Source organism: Streptomyces sp. HUAS MS02 (assembly GCF_055702265.1).
The window spans coordinates 4,548,402-4,566,977 of record NZ_CM146747.1; the positions used below are offsets into that span (position 1 = coordinate 4,548,402).

Genomic DNA, 18,576 nt, shown 5'->3' on the forward strand with positions numbered 1-18,576 from the left:
CATGACGGTCACGGACAGCGCGGACGCGGACAGAACCACCGCCCCGCCCGGGTACTCCTCCCGTCTCTACAACGCGGACCTCGCCCCCGCGACCGAACGCAAGTGGGGCGCCTTCAGCATCTTCAACGTCTGGACCTCGGACGTGCACAGTCTGTACGGCTACTTCCTGGCCGCCAGCCTGTTCCTCGTCGCGGGCAACACCTTCAAGTTCCTCATCGGCATCGGTGTGGGCTCGCTGATCATCTACTGGCTGATGACCCTCATCGGCAAGGCGGGCGTCAAGACCGGCGTTCCCTACCCGGTCCTCGCCCGCGCCTCGTTCGGCACCTTCGGCGCCAACGTCCCGGCCCTCGTACGGGCCGTGGTCGCCACCTTCTGGTACGGCGCCCAGACCAGCGCCGCCGCCGGCGCCATCGTGGCCTTCCTGGTCCGCTACGACGGACCCAAGCATCTGCACGAGACCAGTCGGCTCTTCGACCACAGCGGCCTCGAAGTGCTGTGCTACCTCGGTGTGTGGGCCGCCCAGCTGCTCATCATCAGCAAGGGGATGGAAACGGTCCGCCGTTTCCAGGACTTCGCCGGCCCGGCGGTCTGGGTGATGATGCTGATCCTCGCGATCGCGCTGTCCGTGAAGGCCGGGACGCTGTCCTTCTCCGTCGACATGCCGAGCGGCGACCTTGCCGCACTCGCCAAGAGCGCCACCGGCCTCGACGTCAGCCCCGGCTCGTTCGCCGCGATCGCGGCGATAGCCGCCACCTGGGTCACCTACTTCGCCGCCCTGTTCCTCAACTTCGGTGACTTCGCACGCTTCACCCCGGACACGAAGGCTCTGAAGAAGGGCAACATCTGGGGCCTGCCCGTCAACCTGATCCTCTTCTCCCTCGTCGCCGCGATCACCACGGCCGCCGCCAGCACGGTGTACGGCGAGGTCATCCTCGAACCGGCCGAGATCTCCGCCAAGTTCGACAGCGCGTTCCTCGTCCTGCTCGCCGCCTTGACCTTCGCCGTGGCGACCCTCGGCATCAACGTTGTCGCCAACTTCGTCAGTCCCGCCTTCGACTTCGCCAACGTGGCCCCGAAGCACGTGACCTTCCGCCGGGGCGGCCTCATCGCCGCCGTCATCGCGCTGCTGCTCTACCCGCTCCACCCCTGGGACAACGCCCCCAGCTTCGTCAACGCCATCGGCTCGACGATGGGCCCCATCTTCGGTGTGATCATCGTCGACTACTACCTCATCCGGAAGACACAGCTGAACGTGCCCGCCCTGTACAAGGAAGACGGGGAGTTCCGCTTCCAGGGGGGCTGGAACATACGGGCGTTCGCCGCCGGTGTGGTGGGCGCCGTCTTCTCCAGCATCCTCCCCGTCTACGGACCGTCCGGATACGGGGCCGCGCTGGGGCCGTACTCCTGGTTCATCGGAGTCGTCGTGGCCGGTGCGCTCTACTTCGCGTTCAGCAAGGGCAAGAGCCCCCTCACCGCGAGGACGGCGGCAACGGAAGCGCCGGAGGCGACAGAGGCGACAGAGGCATAGGAGTCAGTTTCTGCCGGCGACCCGAGCAGGGCGCCCGACCTGGCCCGAACTGGGCTGATGCCGGTCGGGCGCCCTTTTCGGCCCGGGAGCGCGCTTCCCGTCGGTCCGCTCGGGCTCCGGCCGCGGGCGGGACTGCCCGTGGGGCGCCCCGCCCGGCCGGTTCAGGGCTTCTCGCCGTCCCGGTCGACGAGGGACTGGGTCGTCTTCAACTCGCAGAATGTGACCTCGCCCTTCTTGTACGAGCGCCCGGCCGACGAGCCGTCCTCGTACTTCTCCTCGTAGTCGCGCACCGCGACCGACTGGTTCCCCCGGTACTGGAAGGAGTCGGGGTCGAGGAGGTACTCCCGGCGCTGAACGGCCTTGCCGCCCAGGTCCGGGTATATGGCGATGGCGTCCTGCCCCAGGGGGTCCTTCACCAGGTGCGGGACCACCTCGATCCCGGGGTCCGCGGCCAGGGCCCGGAACAGCTTGGCCATCCCCCGCGGATGCACGGGATAGGCCTCGTCGAGGGTCGCCAGGAGCGCGAAGGTCTCGACCTGCTCATCCGTCAAGCCCGTGTCCTTGCCCAGGGGGAACATGTCCGCCGCCCGCCTACGGATCTCGGCGGGGTCGTCCGGCAGCGAGGCGAGCAGGCGATACAGTCGCCGCTGCGAGGGCTCGTCGTCGCCGTCCGTGTCGTCCTCCCTCGCGGGGCTGTCGTACTGGACCCACTCCTCGCTCACCTCGGGCTTTGCGTCGGGCGCCGCGTCCGACGCTCCGTATCGGCACTGCGCGGTCTTCAGGTAGACCCACTGGCCGTCGCGCGGACGCGGATCCGGCTGCTGCGACACCACTTCCGCCGCCTGCTCCAGCAGTGCCGTCGCGGACGTCAGGTCGGGGCCGGCAGGCTGCACGCCGCGCTCGGGTTCATCGCCCCCGACGAGCATGGTCACCAGCACCGCGATGGTGACCACCGTCGCGGCGACCCCCGCGGCCGTCACGCGCCAGTCCCACCGCATCCCGCGGGCAGAGCCCTGCTGCGCTGCGCTCAGCAGCTTCTGGCGGCCGGCAACCAGCCGCGCCCGGTCCGGCGTCGGCGCGTCGGCGCGCAACTCGCTCAGCCTGGTCATGTCATCCATGGGTTACCGCCCCGTTGTGGTCGCTTACGAGGGTGGGGTCGGCGCCGAGCGCCTTGCGCATCCTGCGCCGCGCCCGGTTCAGCCGGGAGCGGACCGTGCCGACCGGCACCCCGAGGGCGTCGGCACACTCCTGGTAGGTGAAATCCGCCCAGGCGACCAGCAGCAGCACATGCCGGTCCTTCCCGGGCAAGTCCGCGATCGCCCCGGCCAGCGCCTGCTGCGAGGCCGCGGCCGTCACCCGCTCGTCGGCCCGTTCCGACCAGGACTCGGCCACCGGGTCGACGCCGGTACGGGCCAGCGCCCGCAACGCCCGCACCTCGGAGCGGCGGTGGCTGCCGATGAGGTTGCCGGCGATGCCGTAGAGCCACGGCCGGGCGCTGGCGCGCGCGACGTCGTAGCGGGCACGGTTGCGGAAGGCGATGAGGAAGGTCTGCGCCGTGATGTCGTCGGCGTGACTGTCGCCCAGCCGGCGCATCACGTACCGGTGGATCTCGGCGGCGTGTCTGTCGTAGAGCCGGGCGAATATCTCCGGCTGCTCCAGGGATTCCTGGATGACCAGCGCGTCGTCGGTGGGTGGATCCCCCACGAGGCCCTCACTTCTTCGTGCAGTAGGAGTGGAGTGCATTCCACCCCCCTGTTGTCCGAAGCGGCCAGGAGGGTTCACGCGCGGGTGCGGAACCCCTCGCACGCAGACGCGTCGGTCCGTGTGCCCGGGCAGCCCACGGGCTCTCGCCCGCCTCGGATCATTCGGTGCTGCCCAAGGCCGTCATGGGAGTGACTCGGGTGGCGCGGCGGGCGGGCAGGAAGCCGGCCAGTGCGGTGAGGACGGCCAGGCCGGCGAAGACGGCCAGCAGTTGTCCGGTGGGCAGTCGCAGGGGTGCGTCGGTGACGGCGATGCGGATGAGCAGCCATGCGTAGGGGATGCCGAGGGCCAGACCGAGGACGCCGCCGAGGACGCCGTACAGGCCGGCTTCCATGCTGATGGTCCGCCGCAGTGCGCCGCCGCCCAGGCCCAGAGCGCGCAGCAGTCCGAACTCGCGGGTGCGTTCGATCGCGGTCAGGCTGGTGGTGGCCGTGACACCGACGACCGCGATGAGGACGGTCAGGGCGACGAGCCCGAGTGCGGTGGTGCCCATGAACCGGATCGTGTCCCGTTCGCTGTCCCGGCCCTCGGCCAGGACGCTGATGCTGACGCCGTCGGGGTCGGGGACGTGTTCGCGGATCGTGGCCTCCAGCGCCCGGTGCGCCTCGCCGCGGGCGGCGAAGCCCTCGGCGGCGGCGTCGGCGAGGATGCCGCTCGCGTATCCGGTGGCGCCCATCCGGTCGAGGTCGGCGGGTACGACGAGCACATCCGTGAGGACCGGGCCCTCACCGGGCAGTGTGGCGGCGACGGTCAGGTGGATCTCGCCGCGGCGACGGTTGTCCTTCCGCTCGTGCGAAGCCGCCTGTGGGACAGGGAGGGTGAGGGTGTCGCCCGCCTTCACACCGAGGAGGTCGGCCACCCGGGACGCGACCACGGCGCTGCCCGGGCCGAGGTCGTCGAGGGAGCCGGTGGCGGTGGTGATGGACCTGCCGGTGCGCAGGGCGTTCGGGTCCAGGTCCGATACCGCGATCTCCGTGCGCTGTCCCTCGGGGCCCACGGTGACCTCCAGGGTGCGGTAGCCGGTGACATGGGTGAGCTGGGGGGACGCGGCGAACCGCCGTACGACGGTGGCGTCCAGGCCCTTGCCGTCAGCCGCGACACGGAAGTCGGCGGGCGCCTCGACGGCCGCCGTGCGTTCCGCGTGGCCGGTGAGGCACGCGACGCTGACGAGGGCTCCGGAGACCAGGGCGACGCCGAGGGCGACGACGACGGAGACGGCCGCGGCACGGCGCGGTGTCCCTCCGACACCGCTGACGGCCAGCCTGCCGGTGGTGCCCAGCCGGCGCAGTGGCCATCCGGCCACGGTCAGGACGGGGCGGACCAGGAGCGGGCCCAGGGCGATGAGCGCCAGGAAGGAGAGGGCCGCCGAGGCGACGGTGAGCAGCATCGCGCCGTCGCGGTCGTAGTCCTCCTGGCCCGGCCGGGGCAGCTGGTCGAGGAGCAGGGCGGCGAGCCCCGTGGCCGCGGCGGCGAGGGCGATTCCGGTGACGAGCCGGGCGGGGCGGATGCGGCTCTCCGCGGTGACGGTGCCCGCGGCGCGCAGTGCCTGGAGCGGTGACACACCGGCCGCCGACAGGGCGGGGGCGAGGACCGCGCACACCGTCACCAGCACGGTTCCCACGACCACCAGCACGGCGTGCGCCAGGGGAAAGCCGGGTGCCGAGAGTTCCTGTCCCGCGAGGAGGCGGGCGGCCGGTGGGGCGAGTTGTGCGGCGGCCAGCGCCGTCAGCACACCGAGCGAGCCCGCGACCACGCCCACGAGGGCGCCCTCGACGGCGAGTGCGGTCACCAGCCGGCGCTGCGGGGCACCGATGGCGCGCAGGAGTGCCAACTGCCGAAGCCGCTGCGCGAAGACGATGCGGAACGTCGAGGTGGCGACCAGGGCAGCGGCTCCCACCGCCACGGCCAGGAACACGGAGATGAGCAGGAAGACCTCCTTGAGGTCCCCTCCCACGGCCTCGCGTGCCTCCTGGGCGCGTACCTCGCTGCCGGACTTGAGTACGGCGGTGGAGGACGCCTCGTCGAGCACGGCGCGCACCTGCTGGGACAGCTCGCTCTCCGGGACACCGTCCTTCGCGCGGATGTCCACGCGCGGATAGCCCGGCAGATCCGTGAAACGGGTGACATAAGCGTCGGTGGTGTAAGCGCCGGTCTGCTGCTCGGCGACCGTGGTGCTCCGCACCACCCCGGTGACGGTGACGGGGACCTCGACGGTCTTGTCCGTGTTCCCGGGGTCGAGCATCAGCAGGGTGGTACGGGTGCCGGGGGCGAGCTCCAGCTCTTCGGCGGCCCGGCTGTTGACGGCGATCTGGCCGGCGGCGTCGGGATAGCTCCCCTTGACGAGCCGGGCCTGGGACAGCGGCCCGGTGCCGGGGTCGGAGTGGATCTGGAGGTAGCGCTCGGACGGACCGGCGAGCGGTGCACCGGACTCCACCCGGCCGACGGCCTCGGCCACGCCGGGCAGTGCGCGGATCCGCTTCAGCACGGCGTCGCCGATGTGGGGCGACGAGCCGTCGGTGGTCGCGATCAGGCTCACGGCTTCGGGGGTGCCGCGGAAGCGGTCGAGGGCGGTGTTCGTGGTGATCTGCTGGGCCATGACCGTGGCGAAGACCACGAAGGCGGCCACCAGCACCGACAGCCCCGTCGTCAGCAACCGCCCGGGCCTGCGGAACAGTTCGGCCAGCTGTGACCCGAGGACGCTCGCGCGCCAGGAGGGGTTCATCCGGCCCTCCCCGTGATCCGCGGCGCCCGGGCGACATCCGCGCCGATGGCCGTGTCGACGTCACCGACGGACGGGTGGTCGACGTCGTCGACGACCCGTCCGTCGGCGAGGACGAGCACACGGTCGGCGTGGGCGGCGGCACGCGGGTCGTGCGTCACCATGATCACGGTCTGACCGAGGTCGCGTACGGAGCGGCGCAGGAATTCGAGTACCTCCGTGCCCGACCGCGAGTCCAGGTTGCCGGTGGGCTCGTCGGCGAAGACCACGGCGGGCCGGGCCACCAGGGCCCGGGCCAGCGCCACGCGCTGCTGCTGTCCACCGGAGAGCTCGCCGGGCCGGTGGGACATCCGGTCGCCGATGCCGAGCACACCGACGAGGTGGTCGAGCAGGTCGCGATCCAGCTGCTGGCCGGACATGGTGACCGGCAGCGCGATGTTGTCCAGAGCGCTCAGCTGCGGCAGCAGGTTGAACGACTGGAAGACGAAGCCGACCTTGTCCCGCCGTACCCGGGTCAGTGCCCGGTCGGACAGACCGGTCAACTCCATGCCGTCCAGGACCACTTGACCCGAGGTGGGCGAGTCGAGACCGGCCAGACAGTGCATCAAGGTCGACTTGCCCGAGCCGGAAGGGCCCACGATCGCCGTGAACCGCGCGGTGTCGAAGCCGACCGTCACCCCGTCCAGGGCCCTGATCTCGCTCTCGCCCTGCTGATAGGTCTTCACCAGATCGACGGCCGCGGCGATGTCCCCACCGTGGGTCGTGAGCATGTCCGCTCCCTGCCTCATCACCATGATTTCGCCTTTCCCTTCTCCGCGGGAGCGTCAGGAGGAAAGGGGCGGGAAAGTGAGCGTGACAAGGGCGTCCGCGCAGTGCTCATTGGCCTGGTCCGACAGCTGCGTCACCTTCTTTTCGGTCGGGTTCGCCTCGCCCTTCGCCTTCATGGCGGCCAGTCCGTGGTAATTGGAGACGCCGGCGGCGAGATATCCGTCCTTGAGGTCCGCCCTGCCCTTCTGCGCGGCCTTCTCCCACTGCTCGACACCCGCCCTGTCAGCGGGGATGTCCCGCGCGGAGTCGATGAGTCGCTGGGCGAGGGCGCAGTCGGACCTGGACGCCTGGCTGGGCTCGTTGCGCTCCTGCCACCAGAATGCGGCGCCGGTCGCGATCACCGCCGACAGGACCGCGGCGACAGCGCCGAAAACAATTGCCTTGGTCTTGCGCGGGCGGGAAACAGCGGTCATGACAGCCTCCGAGAAAGGTATTCCGTGCGGTCCGGTTCATTCCGGTTTTCTGGTCGACCGTTCGTCGAGCAACACGGTTGATTCTCGGAGAATGGGCGGCACCGGCACATCGGTTCAGAACCTGATCTGTGGGCCGCCGGTCTGCGACCGCGGAGGCAGAGCGGGACTACGACCGTGGTCGCAGTCCCGCCGAGTCGTCAGCTCGCGGGGCTCACCAGGCCGGAGTCGTAGGCGAAGATGACGGCCTGTACGCGGTCGCGCAGATCCAGCTTCGTGAGGATCTTTCCGAAGTGGGTCTTCACGGTTCCCTCCGCGATGAACAGCCGACCGGCGATCTCGCTGTTGGACAGGCCCTCGGCGACCAGTTCCAGCACCTCTCGTTCGCGCGCTGTCAGCAGGTCGAGCCGCTCGTCGTGGCGGGGCGAGGGATGCAGCTTGCCCGCGAACCGGTCCAGGAGTTGACGCGTGACGCGCGGGGCCACGACGGACTCGCCGGCGGCCACGACCCGGATCGCCGCCACGACGTCCTCGGGCGGGGTGTTCTTCAGCAGGAAGCCGCTCGCCCCGGCCTGCAGCGCGGCGAAGGCGTCCTCGTCGGTGTCGAACGTGGTGAGCACCAACACCCTTGGCCTGTCCGGGCGTTGGACCAGGCGCCGGGTCGCCTCCACCCCGTCCATGACGGGCATACGGATGTCCATGATGACGACATCGGCCGTGGTCCGGGCGAGCAACGCCAGGGCGTCCGCGCCGTTCTCCGCCTCCCCCACGACCTCGATGTCGCTCTGCGCGGCCAGCACCATCGCGAACCCCGCCCGGATCAGTGGCTGATCGTCCACCACGACGACACGGATCGGCCCGCGGGTGTCCCGCGTCCCGTCATGACCACCGCTCATGCCGTCACCGCCATCGCCGCCCACGCCGTCACCGCCATCGCCCTCGCCCTCGCCATCGCCCTCGCCTGTGCCGCCATCGCCTGTGCCGCCATTCATCCCGTCGTTCGTCGCGTCGTTCGTCGCGTCGTTCATCGCGAGGTCCTCACCGGCGAGGTCTCCACCGGAAGCTCCGCGTCGACCTGCCAACCGGCACCCAGACGCGGTCCGGCGGTGAAACTGCCGCCGGACACCTCCAACCGCTCGCGCATGCCCACCAGCCCGTTGCCACCGCTGACGCGGTCCGCCGCGGGCCGAGGGCCGGCCAGCCTGCCGGCCCCGTCGTCGACCACGCGGATCCGTACGGCGTCCTTGACGAACCGCAGCGTGATCGTCACGTGGGCGCTGGGACCGGCATGCCGCAGTACGTTGGTCAGGCTCTCCTGGACGACCCGCAGCACGGTCAGTTCGTCCGCCGTCGACAGTCCGCTCCGGTCGCCCTCGACGTCCAGGTCCACCTTCAGCCCCGCGGTACGGGCACGCTCGGCCACAGTCTCCAGATCGTCCAGCGAGATCCGGCGGCGATCGGTGTCCGGGTCCGGCGCCTCGCCCTGGCCGGGGGCGCGGTTGCCGCCGCGCAGGACCCGCACGATCCGATGCATGTCCGCGAGCGCGTCCCGCCCGGTGTCGCCGATCGCCTTCAGCGCCGTACCGGCCTTGTCGGGGTCGGACCTGAGGACGTAGCCGGCGCCGTCGGCCTGCAGGATCATCACGGCCAGACTGTGGGCCACCACATCGTGCAGCTCCCTGGCGATCTCGGCGCGTTCCTCGGCGGCCGCGAGCCGCACCAGATGCTCACGCTCCCGTTCGGCCGTGGCGGCACGTGCTTCCAGGCTGGCCACGTACAGCCGGCGGGTCCGCAGCACCATCGCGGTCAGCCATACGGCCACACAGACACCGCCGAAGGCGACGATGTCGACGAGGCTCTCGGTCGACGATCCGCCGAAGGGGACGAACCCGCCGAAGGCCAGCACCGCGCCGAGCAGCACGACCGCGCCCGCCGTGTGGGCGTGCCACATGGTCCGGGTGTGGGTGACCACCGAGACCATCGCGACGAGCACGGCCAGGTCGTACGCGGCCAGGTCGGACGCCACCAGCTGCTGGGCCAGCGCGAGCCCCACGACCAGAGCCATCACCGTCATCGGCCGACGCCGCCGGAAGACCAGTGCGAGGGCCATCGCCGACCCGATGAGTCGGTCGTCCGTCCGGTCGTGGCTCAAGGCGATGAGGAACACCAGCACGGCGATGGCGATGTCGTACGCCGTGTGCACCCACGGCAGAGCCAGCAAGCGGCGCAACATGGCCCCCAGGCTACGTGACCGGTCGCCGAACTCGTGGCCCTGGCGCTCGACTTCGACAGACGGGCACCAAGTCCTGGCGCACAGACCGACGAAGGGCAGCGTGTCCCGAAGCGACGCACACACGAGCGTGGAGCAACGGCTCTCGCAGACCCGCGAGATGTGCCGGCGGCGACCTCCTCCTGTCGCCCGGCGCCGGTGTCGCTCAATTCGCGCGCGGGGCAACCTCGTCGAGCGACGAAGGGCGAAAGGTCCTGCCGGGCATCCGGTGCGCCCCGGCCGACGGAGCATCGAGACCGGCCCCGGCCCGCGCACACCGATGTGGTCGCCGGAACGCTATGCGCGGCGGACCGTGGGGGCGGCAGGGCCGGGAATGGCCTGCTCCGCCCAGATGATCTTGCCGGTCGCCGTGTAGCGGGTACCCCATCGCTGGGCGAGCTGGGCCACGATCAGCAGGCCCCGCCCTCCTTCGTCGGTGGTCCGGGCATGGCGCAGGCGCGGCGAGGTGCTGCTGGCGTCGGAGACCTCGCAGATGAGGCTGCGGTCCCGGATCAGGCGGAGGCAGACCGGTCCGCTCGCATGGCGGATGGCATTGGTGACCAGCTCGCTGACGATGAGCTCCGTGGTGAACGTCAGGTCGTCCATGCGCCACTCCGCGAGCCGCCGGCCGACCAGGGCACGGGCGTGCGCCACGGCGGCCGGGTCGCTGGGCAGGTTCCAGGAGACGACCTGGTCCGGAGCCAGCACGCGGGTCCGGGCGAGGAGCAGGGCCGCGTCGTCCGACGGCGGACCGGTCAGCAGGGCGTCGACCACACTGTGGCCGATGCCTTCGAGGGTCGGCCGGGACACCGTGAGGGCCTCGCCCAGCCGGGACAGACCGACGTCGAGGTCCCGGTCGAAGGTCTCGATGAGGCCGTCGGTGTAGAGCGCGATGAGGCTGCCCTCGGCCAGTTCCAGTTCGACGGACTCGAAGGGGAGGTACCCGAGGCCGAGCGGCGGTCCGGTGGGCAGTTCCAGGACGTCGGCGGCACCGTCCGGGCCGACGACCACGGGCGGGAGGTGACCGGCCCGGGCCAGCGTGCACCGTCTGCTGACGGGGTCGTACACGGCGTACAGGCAGGTGGCTCCCATGAACGCGGTGCCCGCCGTCCCGTCCCCGTACGCCGCCGACTCCCCGCTGCCCTCCTCGGTGAGGCCGATGACCAGGTCGTCCAGATGAGCGAGCAACTCGTCCGGAGGGAGGTCCAGGTTGGCGAGCGTGCGTACGGCGGTGCGCAGGCGTCCCATGGTCGCCGCCGCGTTCATGCCGTGCCCGACCACGTCCCCGACGACCAGTGCGACCCGGGTTCCGGAGAGCGGGATCACATCGAACCAGTCGCCGCCCACACCGCTGGGGGCGTCCGCCGGGAAGTACCACGACGCCACCTCGAGAGCGGACCCCGCCGTCAGTTCCTGCGGCAGCAGATACCGCTGCATGGAACGGGCCGCGGCGCGTTCGCGGGTGAAGCGGCGCGCGTTGTCGACACTCACCGCCGCGCGGGAGACGAGTTCCTCGGCGAGACGGACATCGTCCTCCTCGAAGGGGTGGCAGTGCCGGGACCGGGCGAACGTCGCCACGCCCAGGGTGACGCCGCGCGCCCGTACCGGAACCACCATCAGCGAGCGGAAGTCGAACTCTCGCAGGGTGGCGCCCAGTGACTGGTCCTCGGTCACCCAGGCGCTGGTGGAGGGGTCCAGGATCCGTTCCACCAGGGTTCTGCTCTCCAGCAGACAGCGGGTCACGGGCGACGAGGCGGCGCGCCGTACCGTTTCTCCGACGGCCAGGGACGCCTCCGGACAGCCCTCGCGCACCGACTGCTGCGCCGCGCGGCGCAGCACGGGCGTCATGCCGACCGGTCCGGGGGCCGGCTCCTCGCCGCGCATCACCGAGTCCAGCAGGTCCACGGCGACGAAGTCCGCGACGAACGGCACGACCTCGTCGGCCAGTTCCTGAGCGGTCCGCGTCACGTCCAGCGTGCTGCCGATACGGGCACCGGCATCGTTCAGCAGGGCCAGGCGTTCCTGGGCCCGCCAGCGCTCGGTGACGTCGATGACCATGTACCAGACACCCACGTACCGGCCCCGGCGGTCCTTCATCGCGAAGAAGGAGGCGGAGTACGCGCGTCTGCGGTCGAGGCCCGTGAAGCCGGGGGCCCGGAACTCGTAGTCCATCACCGGGGACCCGGTCTCCAGAACCGTCCGCATCTTCTCCTCGAAGGCCTCCGCCTCCCCGCTCGGCAGCACTTCCGTCGCCTTCCGCCCCAGCCGCTGTTCCAGGGGGATCAGGCGGTCCAGCGGCCGGTTCACCCAGACGTAGCGCAGATCCGTGTCCAGGACGGCCATGCCGACCGGTGCGTGGGCGAGGAACGGCGAGAGCATCAACTGACTCATCCCGCCGCCCGGCATCCGCCAGAAGGCCCGTTTCGGCGGCCGGCCGACGAACCGGCCGAAGACCAGTGCGGCGACCGTGGCGACCAGCACGCCCGGGACCATTTCGTAGATGCCCGACTCCAGTGGCCCGAGCAGTGGATTGATCTTCTTCCAGAGGAGCACCGTCGCCGCGCCCGAGACGATCCCGGCCATGGCCCCCGCCCAGGTCATACGGGGCCAGTGCAGCGAGAGGAGGACCACCGGCCCGAAGGCGGCTCCGAAGCCCGCCCAGGCATAGGCGACGATGCTCAGCACACCGCCGCCCTCGAGCGCGATCACGAAGGCCACCAGGATCACCACGACGACGGCACCGCGACCGATCCACACCAGCGTCCTGTCGGAGGCACGCCGGTTGAGGAACGCGTGGTAGACGTCCTCCGTGAGAGCGACGGACGACACGAGAAGCTGGCTGTCGGCGGTCGAGATGATCGCGGCCAGTACGGCGATCAGCATCAGCCCGGCGACCCAGGGGTTGAGCAGGGTCCGGGTCAGGTCGATGTAGACCGTCTCGGGGTCGCTGAGCGGGACCCCGAGCTCCCCGATGCCCACGAGGCCGACGAGTGTGGCACCGGCGAGCACGACGACGACCCACACCGTTGCGATGCGACGGGCCGCGGGGATGGCACGGATGCTGCGGATGCCCATGAAACGGGCCAGGATGTGCGGCTGACCGAAGTAGCCGAGGCCCCAGGCGAGCAGCGAGATGATCGCGACGGCGCCGAGCGACCCGTCCGCCGACCACTGACCGCCCGCGTAACCGACGTCGGCCCCCGCGTCCAGAAGCTCCGGCGTCCTGCTCTCCACGGCGTCGCCCAGTGCCCCGAAGCCGCCGAGCGCCGCGATACCGACCAGCGGGAGCACGAGCAGGGCGAGGAACATCAGCGTGCCCTGCACCACGTGCGTCAGGCTCACGGCGAGGAAGCCGCCCAGACCCGAGTAGATGACGATCACCAGAGCGGTCAGCGTCACCCCGAGTCCGAAACGGATGTCGAAGACCTGCTCGAACAGCAACCCGCCGGCCACCAGACCGCTGGCGACATAGACGGTGAAGAACACGAGGGTGACCGCCGCCGAGACCATCCTGAGCATCCGGGTGCGGTCCTCGAACCGCTCCTCCAGATACGCCGAGAGACTCACCGCGTTGCCGGCGTGCTCGGTGTAGGTGCGCAGCCTCGGAGCGACGAACAGCCAGTTGAGGTAGGTGCCGACCGCCAGGCCGAGCGCGATCCAGCCGGCGCCGAGGCCGGCCGCGTACACCGCTCCGGGAAGGGCGAGGAACAGCCAGCCGGACATGTCGCTGGCCCCTGCGGACAGGGCGGCGACGAACGAGCTGAGCCTGCGGCTCCCGAGGGCGAAGTCGGCGAAGGTGTGAGTGCGGGTGTACGCCCAGACACCTATTCCGATCATGGCGGCCACGTACACGACGAACGTGGTCACGACCGGCGCACTCAAGTCGAACATGTCTGTCCTCGCCTGCGAGGTCCATGAGACGGGCGCGACCGTCGGCACGCCCGACAGCTGTGCACCCCGGCGTACAAATCTACAGATTCAGGTCACAGGGCGGCGACTCGCGCGTCCGCCGTCACCGGTGCAGCTGGGCGTCGGCGGTCAGGCACAGGTGCCCTCCCCCTCCCGGCCGGGCACGGCGATCATCAGCAGCGTCACGTCGTCGTCGTGGACGGCCGTGTCCGGGATGAGCGTCCTGATCAGCCGGGCCGCGGCACGGTCGAGGCTCTCCGGGTCCGCGGGAACGCCCTTCGGCACGGCTTCGAGGGCGTGGGCGAGCACGTCGATCTGGGCCTCGATGTCGGTGCCGGGCCGTTCGACCAGTCCGTCGGTGTAGAGCACGAGGGTGCTCCCCGGCAGCAGCGGCAGGGTCACCTCCTCGAACAGCGCCTCGCCGCCGCACGCGTCGTTGACGCCCAGCGGCACACCGACCGGTGCCGGCAGCCGGTGGGAGGGCCCGTCGGGGGGCAGGACGATGACGGGCAGGTGCCCGGCCGAGCACAGGGTGACCTCGCACGCGTCCTGGTCGATCACCAGGTAGGCGCAGGTGACGAGCTGGTCCGCCAGGTCGCCGACGAACGTGTCCAGCCCGGTCATGAGCAGGCTGGGCGACGTGCCGGTGCGGGCCAGCGCGTGGGAGGCGGCACGCAGCTGTCCCATGACGGCCGCCGCCTCCAGGCCACGGCCCATCACGTCGCCGATGACGACGCCGGTGCGACGTCGGCCGAGGGGGATGACGTCGAACCAGTCACCACCGACGCCGGGGTCCTGGACGGAGGCCAGGTAGCGGTGGGCGCTGGGCAGGTACGGAAGGCGGGGCGGCTCGCCCATGAGGCTGTGCTGCAGGGTGTAGGCGATGTGCCGTAGCTGCTCGTAGCGCTCGGCGCGTTCGGCCTCGGCCCGTCTGCGCTCGGTGATGTCCCGTACGGTCAGGAACACGAGGGTCTCGTGCTCGGCCCGGAGGCTGCTGACGCTCACCTCGACGGGGAACTCACGGCCGTCGCCGTGCAGCCCGTACAGCTCCCTGTCCATGATCGTCGGCTTCGGGGCGCGCAGGCGCAGGTAGGCGCCGAGGAGGGCGGCGTGCCGCCGACGGAGAGGACGGGGCACCAGGTCGACGACCTCGGTCCCGACGAGGTCATCCGGCGCACGCCCGAACAGGCGTTCCACCTGCGTATTGGCCATGACGATGGTGCCGCGGCCGTCCGTGATCAGGGTGGCGTCGGGGGCGGATTCCAGCAGCGCACGGAAGCGCCGGTGCGCCCGCTGGACCTCACGCTGAGCCGCGACCCGCTCGGTGATGTCGGTGACCACGCCGCACAGCGCGTAGGGCGTGCCGTTCTCGTCGTTGAGCGGGAACAGGGAGGTGAGGACGTCCCGTGGACCCCGCGGCAGGGTGATCGACTCCTCACGCTGCACGGGGGTGCCGTCGGTGAGCACGGCGAGCTCGGTGGCCCGCGCCTGACGCACGAGGCCGGGTGGCAGGACGTCCGCGTCCAGACGGCCCAGTACTCGCTCCCGGGACAGGCCCGTGTTCTCCTCGAACGTCGTGTTGACCGCCAGGAAGCGGCCGTGCAGGTCCTTGATGAAGACCAGGGCCGGCGTGTGGTCCATGAAGGCCTGCAGCAGCGCGTACTGCCGCACCTGCCGTTCGGCACGGGCATGAGCCACCTCGACACGGCGGCCCACGACCAGAGCCACGAAGACGACCGCCGTGAACACGGCGACGTGGCCGCACACCAGCAGCGTGGTGCCCAGCCGCGTCCCGAACAGCCCCGCGTCCTCACCTGCCAGAACGCTCCAGCCCAGCAACGGCGGCACGACCACGACAGTGGCGAACAGCCGGCGGCCCAGCGCGCCCGTGGTGCCCGTGTTCATCAGCAGCCCCGCGAGACCTTCGTCCGGCCGGGCCAGGAAAGCGGCCGTGCCCAGCAGCACCAGAGCGAGCGCGGTGTGCAGGGCCATGCCCGTGTAGGCGCCGAACCGCTCCAGCTCGGGCACCGCATAGGCGGCCCCGTACAGCCGGAGCATGCCGAGAGCCCCCACGGCCAGGCCCGGGATCTGGCTGCACCAGGCGGGGACCCGGGACGTACTGGCGCACAGCGACGCCACGGCCCCGAGGGTCAGCGCCGCGGCCGTGTTGGGGGCCATCCGGCCGGGCGTTCCCGTCGCCGCTTCCGCCGTGTCGTCGGTGAAGAGGAGCTCGTCGATGCCGAGGCCGGCCCCGGTCGTGTACTCCACGATGGTCAGTACGCCGATCAGGGCGGCCGCCGCCGCCACGGCGCGCGCCGCGATCATCCGTCGGCGGCCGGGACCGGTGGCCGCCACGGCCAGGGACAGCCCCAGCGCCAGAACGGCCACGGCGGTGTTCGGCTTCACGCTCACCGGGTCGCCGGGCAGCGCGCTCTTCAGCGCATCGACGTCGACGACCCATCCGGCCAGGCTCACCGCACCCAGCAGGGCTGCCGTCAGGGCGGCGGCCCGCGCCGTCACGCGAGCAGCGGCCAGGGCAGACGCCCGGAACGGCAGACCGTCGGCCTGTACCGCTCCACGTGCGCCGGGCAGTCCGGGCGCCTGCTGCTCTCTCGTCACCGCATCCCTTGCGAAGGAAGCACCAGCCAGCATTATCCAGGCCAAGGATAATAAGAGATGTAAAGGCCAATAAAAGCTAAACATAGAGCGATATGGCGTTTTCATCTCGCTATCGGCGTCTCCTGTCCGGCCACGACGCGCGATCACGAGCGAAGAACGGGAGCGGGGACGCGGGGGCGCCGGCGAAGCGGCGCGCCTTCGCCGGCCGGCGACGCCCGACCTGCACCGCCCTTTCGGTCAACGACGCCTCGCTGTGGTCGGCGGTGCCCGCTCCACGACGCACACCGGGACGAACGGCCCCTTGCGGCGCGGCCCGTCCGGCGACGCAGACTGCACGGCAAGAGGTACAGCCGTTCTCACAGTCCGAAAGCGGGTCCGACGCATGGACGGTCAGGTCACGGGCTCGACCGAGCCGACGCGGGTGCTGGTCGTGGAGGACGACCGCAGCATCGCGGAATCCCTGGCCCGTGGCCTGCGGCAGGCCGGATACGCGGTCGAGGGGGTGCGCACCGGCCGGGCCGCGCTGAGCGCCGCGGCTTCCGATGTCGTGCTGCTCGATCTGGGGCTGCCCGACATCGACGGGGTCGAGGTGTGCCGGATGCTGCGCGCACGGTCGGATGCCGCGATCATCGCGGTGACCGCGCGCGGTGAGGAAGCGGACCGGGTGGTGGCCCTGGACGAGGGTGCCGACGACTACCTGGTCAAACCGTTCGGGCTGGCCGAGCTCCTGGCACGGGTCCGGGCCGTACTGCGCCGCAGACGCCCCGCCGGCGCGGAGATCCTGCGGCACGGGCCGCTGGCGCTCGACCTGCGCACCCGGCAGGTTTCGTTGGGCGGACGGGCGATCGCGCTGACACCGAAGGAGTTCGGGATCCTGGAGTGCCTGACCGCCGACCCGGGCAGGGTGGTGAGCCGACAGCAGATCCTGGAGCGGGCCTGGGACGCCCATTGGTACGGCCCCACCAAGGTCCTGGACGTGCACATCGCGGCGCTGCGTCGCAAGCTCGGCGTGCCGGGACTGATCGAGACGGTCTACGGGCACGGTTTCCGGCTCGGTGCGGTCGAAGGGGCGCGGGAGCGGCCGTGACCCGCCGGATCACCTGGACGCTGCTCGCCCTGACCTCCGTGCTGCTGGTGCTGGCAGTCGTCCCCCTCGCCGTGTCGATGACGGCACGCGAGCGGGTCGCCTTCCGCGACGAACAACGGGCGGCCACGCGCTCGATCGCCGCGGCGGCGGAGGAGCACCTCTCCGACCGCAAGCCGCCCACCGGCATGCGCCGTGAACTGGAGACCGCGGCGCGGGCCGGGGACTGCGCCGCCGTGTACGACGCCGCCGCGCGACCGGTGGCGAGTACGCCCTGCACCGCCGCCCAGGGCGAGGAGGCGGAGGAACTGGTGGAGGACGTACTGGCCGGGCATGAGCCGGAGCCGCCGGAGGACGAGGGCCGGCTGCTGGCCGCGGAGCCGGCCGGTGAGGTCCGCCGACCCGCCGGCGTCGTCGTCCTGGCCCGCTCCTCGGATCCGCTCGACACCCGTGTCGCCGCGATATGGGGCTGGTCGGCCGCGATCGGCGCCGCGGGGCTCGCCGCGTCCGTGCTGTTGTCGGTCCGCCTGGCCCGGTGGGTGGCCGGACCGCTGTCGGCGCTGGACGTCAGTGCCCGGAGGCTGGGCGAAGGTGCCCTGGACGCGCGTGCCGACGTCGACGGCGGTCCACCGGAAGTACGCCGTCTGGCCGCCACGTTCAACACCATGGCGGCCCGTACGGAGGCCCTGGTGCACGGCCACCGGGCCGTGATCGCCGACGTGTCCCATCAACTGCGCACCCCGTTGGCCGCCCTGCGGCTACGGCTGGACGTCCTGGGCACCGGCGCCGAGGGTGACACGGCGGTGGAGCTGGACGCGGCCCAGGAAGAGATCGCGCGGCTGTCACGGCTGGTCGACGGGCTGCTCGCGGTGGCCCGTGCCGAGCAGGCGACGCCCCGGCCGACCATGGTCCGAGTCGGCGAGGTGGTGGCGGAGCGGGTGGCCGCGTGGTCGCCGGTGGCCGAGGAGCGCGGCGTGCGTCTGAGTACGTCGGAGGGGCCCGCCCTGACCGCCGCGCTCGGCAGCGGCCACGTGGAGCAGATCCTCGACAACCTGATCGCCAACGCCTTGGAGGCCGTTCCCGACGGAGGGAACGTGACGGTCGGCCACCGGCTGGTCGGGGAGTCGGCCCGGGTGTGGGTGCGGGACGACGGCCCCGGGATGACCGACGAGGCAAAGGCGGTCGCCTTCCGCCGGTTCGGCAATCCCGAGGCCAGAGGCACGGGGCTCGGGCTGGCCATCGTCCACCGGCTGGTCACCGTCAACGGGGGCGGCGTGCGGTTGGAGGACACGCCGGGCGGCGGGCTCACCGTCGTCATGGACCTGCCTCTGTGGGCGGGAGAGCCCTGAGATCTTCACCGGCTCAGAGATCTTTACCGGTTCCGAAGAGGACGTGAGCAGGTTCCCGGGTGCCGTGAGCACAGCCTGGAGGTGCACGCAGCCGATC

General features: G+C 71.3%; 12 protein-coding genes. 3 read left to right on the forward strand and 9 right to left on the reverse strand.

The genetic code is table 11. The features are described 5' to 3' along the window. Nucleotide 1 precedes the first annotated feature (1 nt). Nucleotides 2-1,531 (forward strand): NCS1 family nucleobase:cation symporter-1, encoded by a 1,530-nt coding sequence (locus ACZ9QC_RS19515; RefSeq protein WP_472921291.1) that lies wholly within the window; start codon nt 2-4, stop codon nt 1,529-1,531. A gap of 161 nt (nt 1,532-1,692) precedes the next feature. On the opposite strand, the gene ACZ9QC_RS19520 is transcribed toward ACZ9QC_RS19515, so the two are convergent. The 9 genes from ACZ9QC_RS19520 to ACZ9QC_RS19560 form a co-directional block, all read right to left on the reverse strand. Then, nucleotides 1,693-2,640, reverse strand: coding sequence for a CU044_5270 family protein (locus tag ACZ9QC_RS19520; RefSeq protein ID WP_472921292.1), 948 nt, complete (start codon nt 2,638-2,640; stop codon nt 1,693-1,695). Between the two features lies 1 nt (nt 2,641). Beyond that, on the reverse strand, nt 2,642-3,274 hold the full coding sequence (locus ACZ9QC_RS19525; protein WP_472921293.1) for an RNA polymerase sigma factor: 633 nt from the start codon (nt 3,272-3,274) through the stop codon (nt 2,642-2,644). 118 nt (nt 3,275-3,392) lie between these two features. Beyond that, nucleotides 3,393-6,014, reverse strand: coding sequence for an ABC transporter permease (locus ACZ9QC_RS19530; RefSeq protein WP_472921294.1), 2,622 nt, complete (start codon nt 6,012-6,014; stop codon nt 3,393-3,395). Continuing rightward, the gene (locus tag ACZ9QC_RS19535) at nt 6,011-6,781 is read right to left on the reverse strand and encodes an ABC transporter ATP-binding protein (RefSeq protein WP_472921295.1); all 771 of its coding nucleotides are present in this window, start codon (nt 6,779-6,781) and stop codon (nt 6,011-6,013) included. The genes ACZ9QC_RS19530 and ACZ9QC_RS19535 overlap by 4 nt, the downstream gene beginning before the upstream one ends. A gap of 54 nt (nt 6,782-6,835) precedes the next feature. Then, a complete protein-coding gene (locus tag ACZ9QC_RS19540; protein ID WP_472921296.1) occupies nt 6,836-7,252 on the reverse strand; it encodes a hypothetical protein in 417 nt (138 codons plus the stop codon). A gap of 197 nt (nt 7,253-7,449) precedes the next feature. After that, nucleotides 7,450-8,145: a response regulator gene (locus ACZ9QC_RS19545; RefSeq protein WP_472921734.1), complete on the reverse strand. Its 696-nt coding sequence runs from the start codon at nt 8,143-8,145 to the stop codon at nt 7,450-7,452. 128 nt (nt 8,146-8,273) lie between these two features. Beyond that, entirely contained in the window at nt 8,274-9,482 is a 1,209-nt protein-coding gene (locus tag ACZ9QC_RS19550; RefSeq protein ID WP_472921297.1) for a sensor histidine kinase, read from the reverse strand. A gap of 333 nt (nt 9,483-9,815) precedes the next feature. Further along, nucleotides 9,816-13,409, reverse strand: a complete 3,594-nt coding sequence (gene putP / locus ACZ9QC_RS19555) for a sodium/proline symporter PutP (protein ID WP_472921298.1) — start codon at nt 13,407-13,409, stop codon at nt 9,816-9,818. 147 nt (nt 13,410-13,556) lie between these two features. After that, nucleotides 13,557-16,046, reverse strand: a complete 2,490-nt coding sequence (locus tag ACZ9QC_RS19560) for a PAS domain S-box protein (RefSeq protein WP_472921299.1) — start codon at nt 16,044-16,046, stop codon at nt 13,557-13,559. A 382-nt stretch (nt 16,047-16,428) separates the two neighbouring features. Here ACZ9QC_RS19560 and ACZ9QC_RS19565 point away from each other — a divergent pair, with 382 nt between their 5' ends. Next, nucleotides 16,429-17,133 (forward strand): response regulator transcription factor, encoded by a 705-nt coding sequence (locus ACZ9QC_RS19565; RefSeq protein WP_472921300.1) that lies wholly within the window; start codon nt 16,429-16,431, stop codon nt 17,131-17,133. Beyond that, nucleotides 17,130-18,479: a sensor histidine kinase gene (locus ACZ9QC_RS19570; protein ID WP_472921301.1), complete on the forward strand. Its 1,350-nt coding sequence runs from the start codon at nt 17,130-17,132 to the stop codon at nt 18,477-18,479. The genes ACZ9QC_RS19565 and ACZ9QC_RS19570 overlap by 4 nt, the downstream gene beginning before the upstream one ends. Nucleotides 18,480-18,576 lie beyond the last annotated feature (97 nt).

What these genes read in the sequence shown, in the direction of transcription:
- ACZ9QC_RS19515 (WP_472921291.1), top strand. Translation starts at nt 2, where the DNA reads ATGACGGTCACGGACAGCGCGGACGCGGACAGAACCACCGCCCCGCCC.
- ACZ9QC_RS19520 (WP_472921292.1), bottom strand. Translation starts at nt 2,640, where the DNA reads ATGACCAGGCTGAGCGAGTTGCGCGCCGACGCGCCGACGCCGGACCGG.
- ACZ9QC_RS19525 (WP_472921293.1), bottom strand. Translation starts at nt 3,274, where the DNA reads ATGCACTCCACTCCTACTGCACGAAGAAGTGAGGGCCTCGTGGGGGAT.
- ACZ9QC_RS19530 (WP_472921294.1), bottom strand. Translation starts at nt 6,014, where the DNA reads ATGAACCCCTCCTGGCGCGCGAGCGTCCTCGGGTCACAGCTGGCCGAA.
- ACZ9QC_RS19535 (WP_472921295.1), bottom strand. Translation starts at nt 6,781, where the DNA reads ATGCTCACGACCCACGGTGGGGACATCGCCGCGGCCGTCGATCTGGTG.
- ACZ9QC_RS19540 (WP_472921296.1), bottom strand. Translation starts at nt 7,252, where the DNA reads ATGACCGCTGTTTCCCGCCCGCGCAAGACCAAGGCAATTGTTTTCGGC.
- ACZ9QC_RS19545 (WP_472921734.1), bottom strand. Translation starts at nt 8,145, where the DNA reads ATGAGCGGTGGTCATGACGGGACGCGGGACACCCGCGGGCCGATCCGT.
- ACZ9QC_RS19550 (WP_472921297.1), bottom strand. Translation starts at nt 9,482, where the DNA reads ATGTTGCGCCGCTTGCTGGCTCTGCCGTGGGTGCACACGGCGTACGAC.
- putP (WP_472921298.1), bottom strand. Translation starts at nt 13,409, where the DNA reads ATGTTCGACTTGAGTGCGCCGGTCGTGACCACGTTCGTCGTGTACGTG.
- ACZ9QC_RS19565 (WP_472921300.1), top strand. Translation starts at nt 16,429, where the DNA reads ATGGACGGTCAGGTCACGGGCTCGACCGAGCCGACGCGGGTGCTGGTC.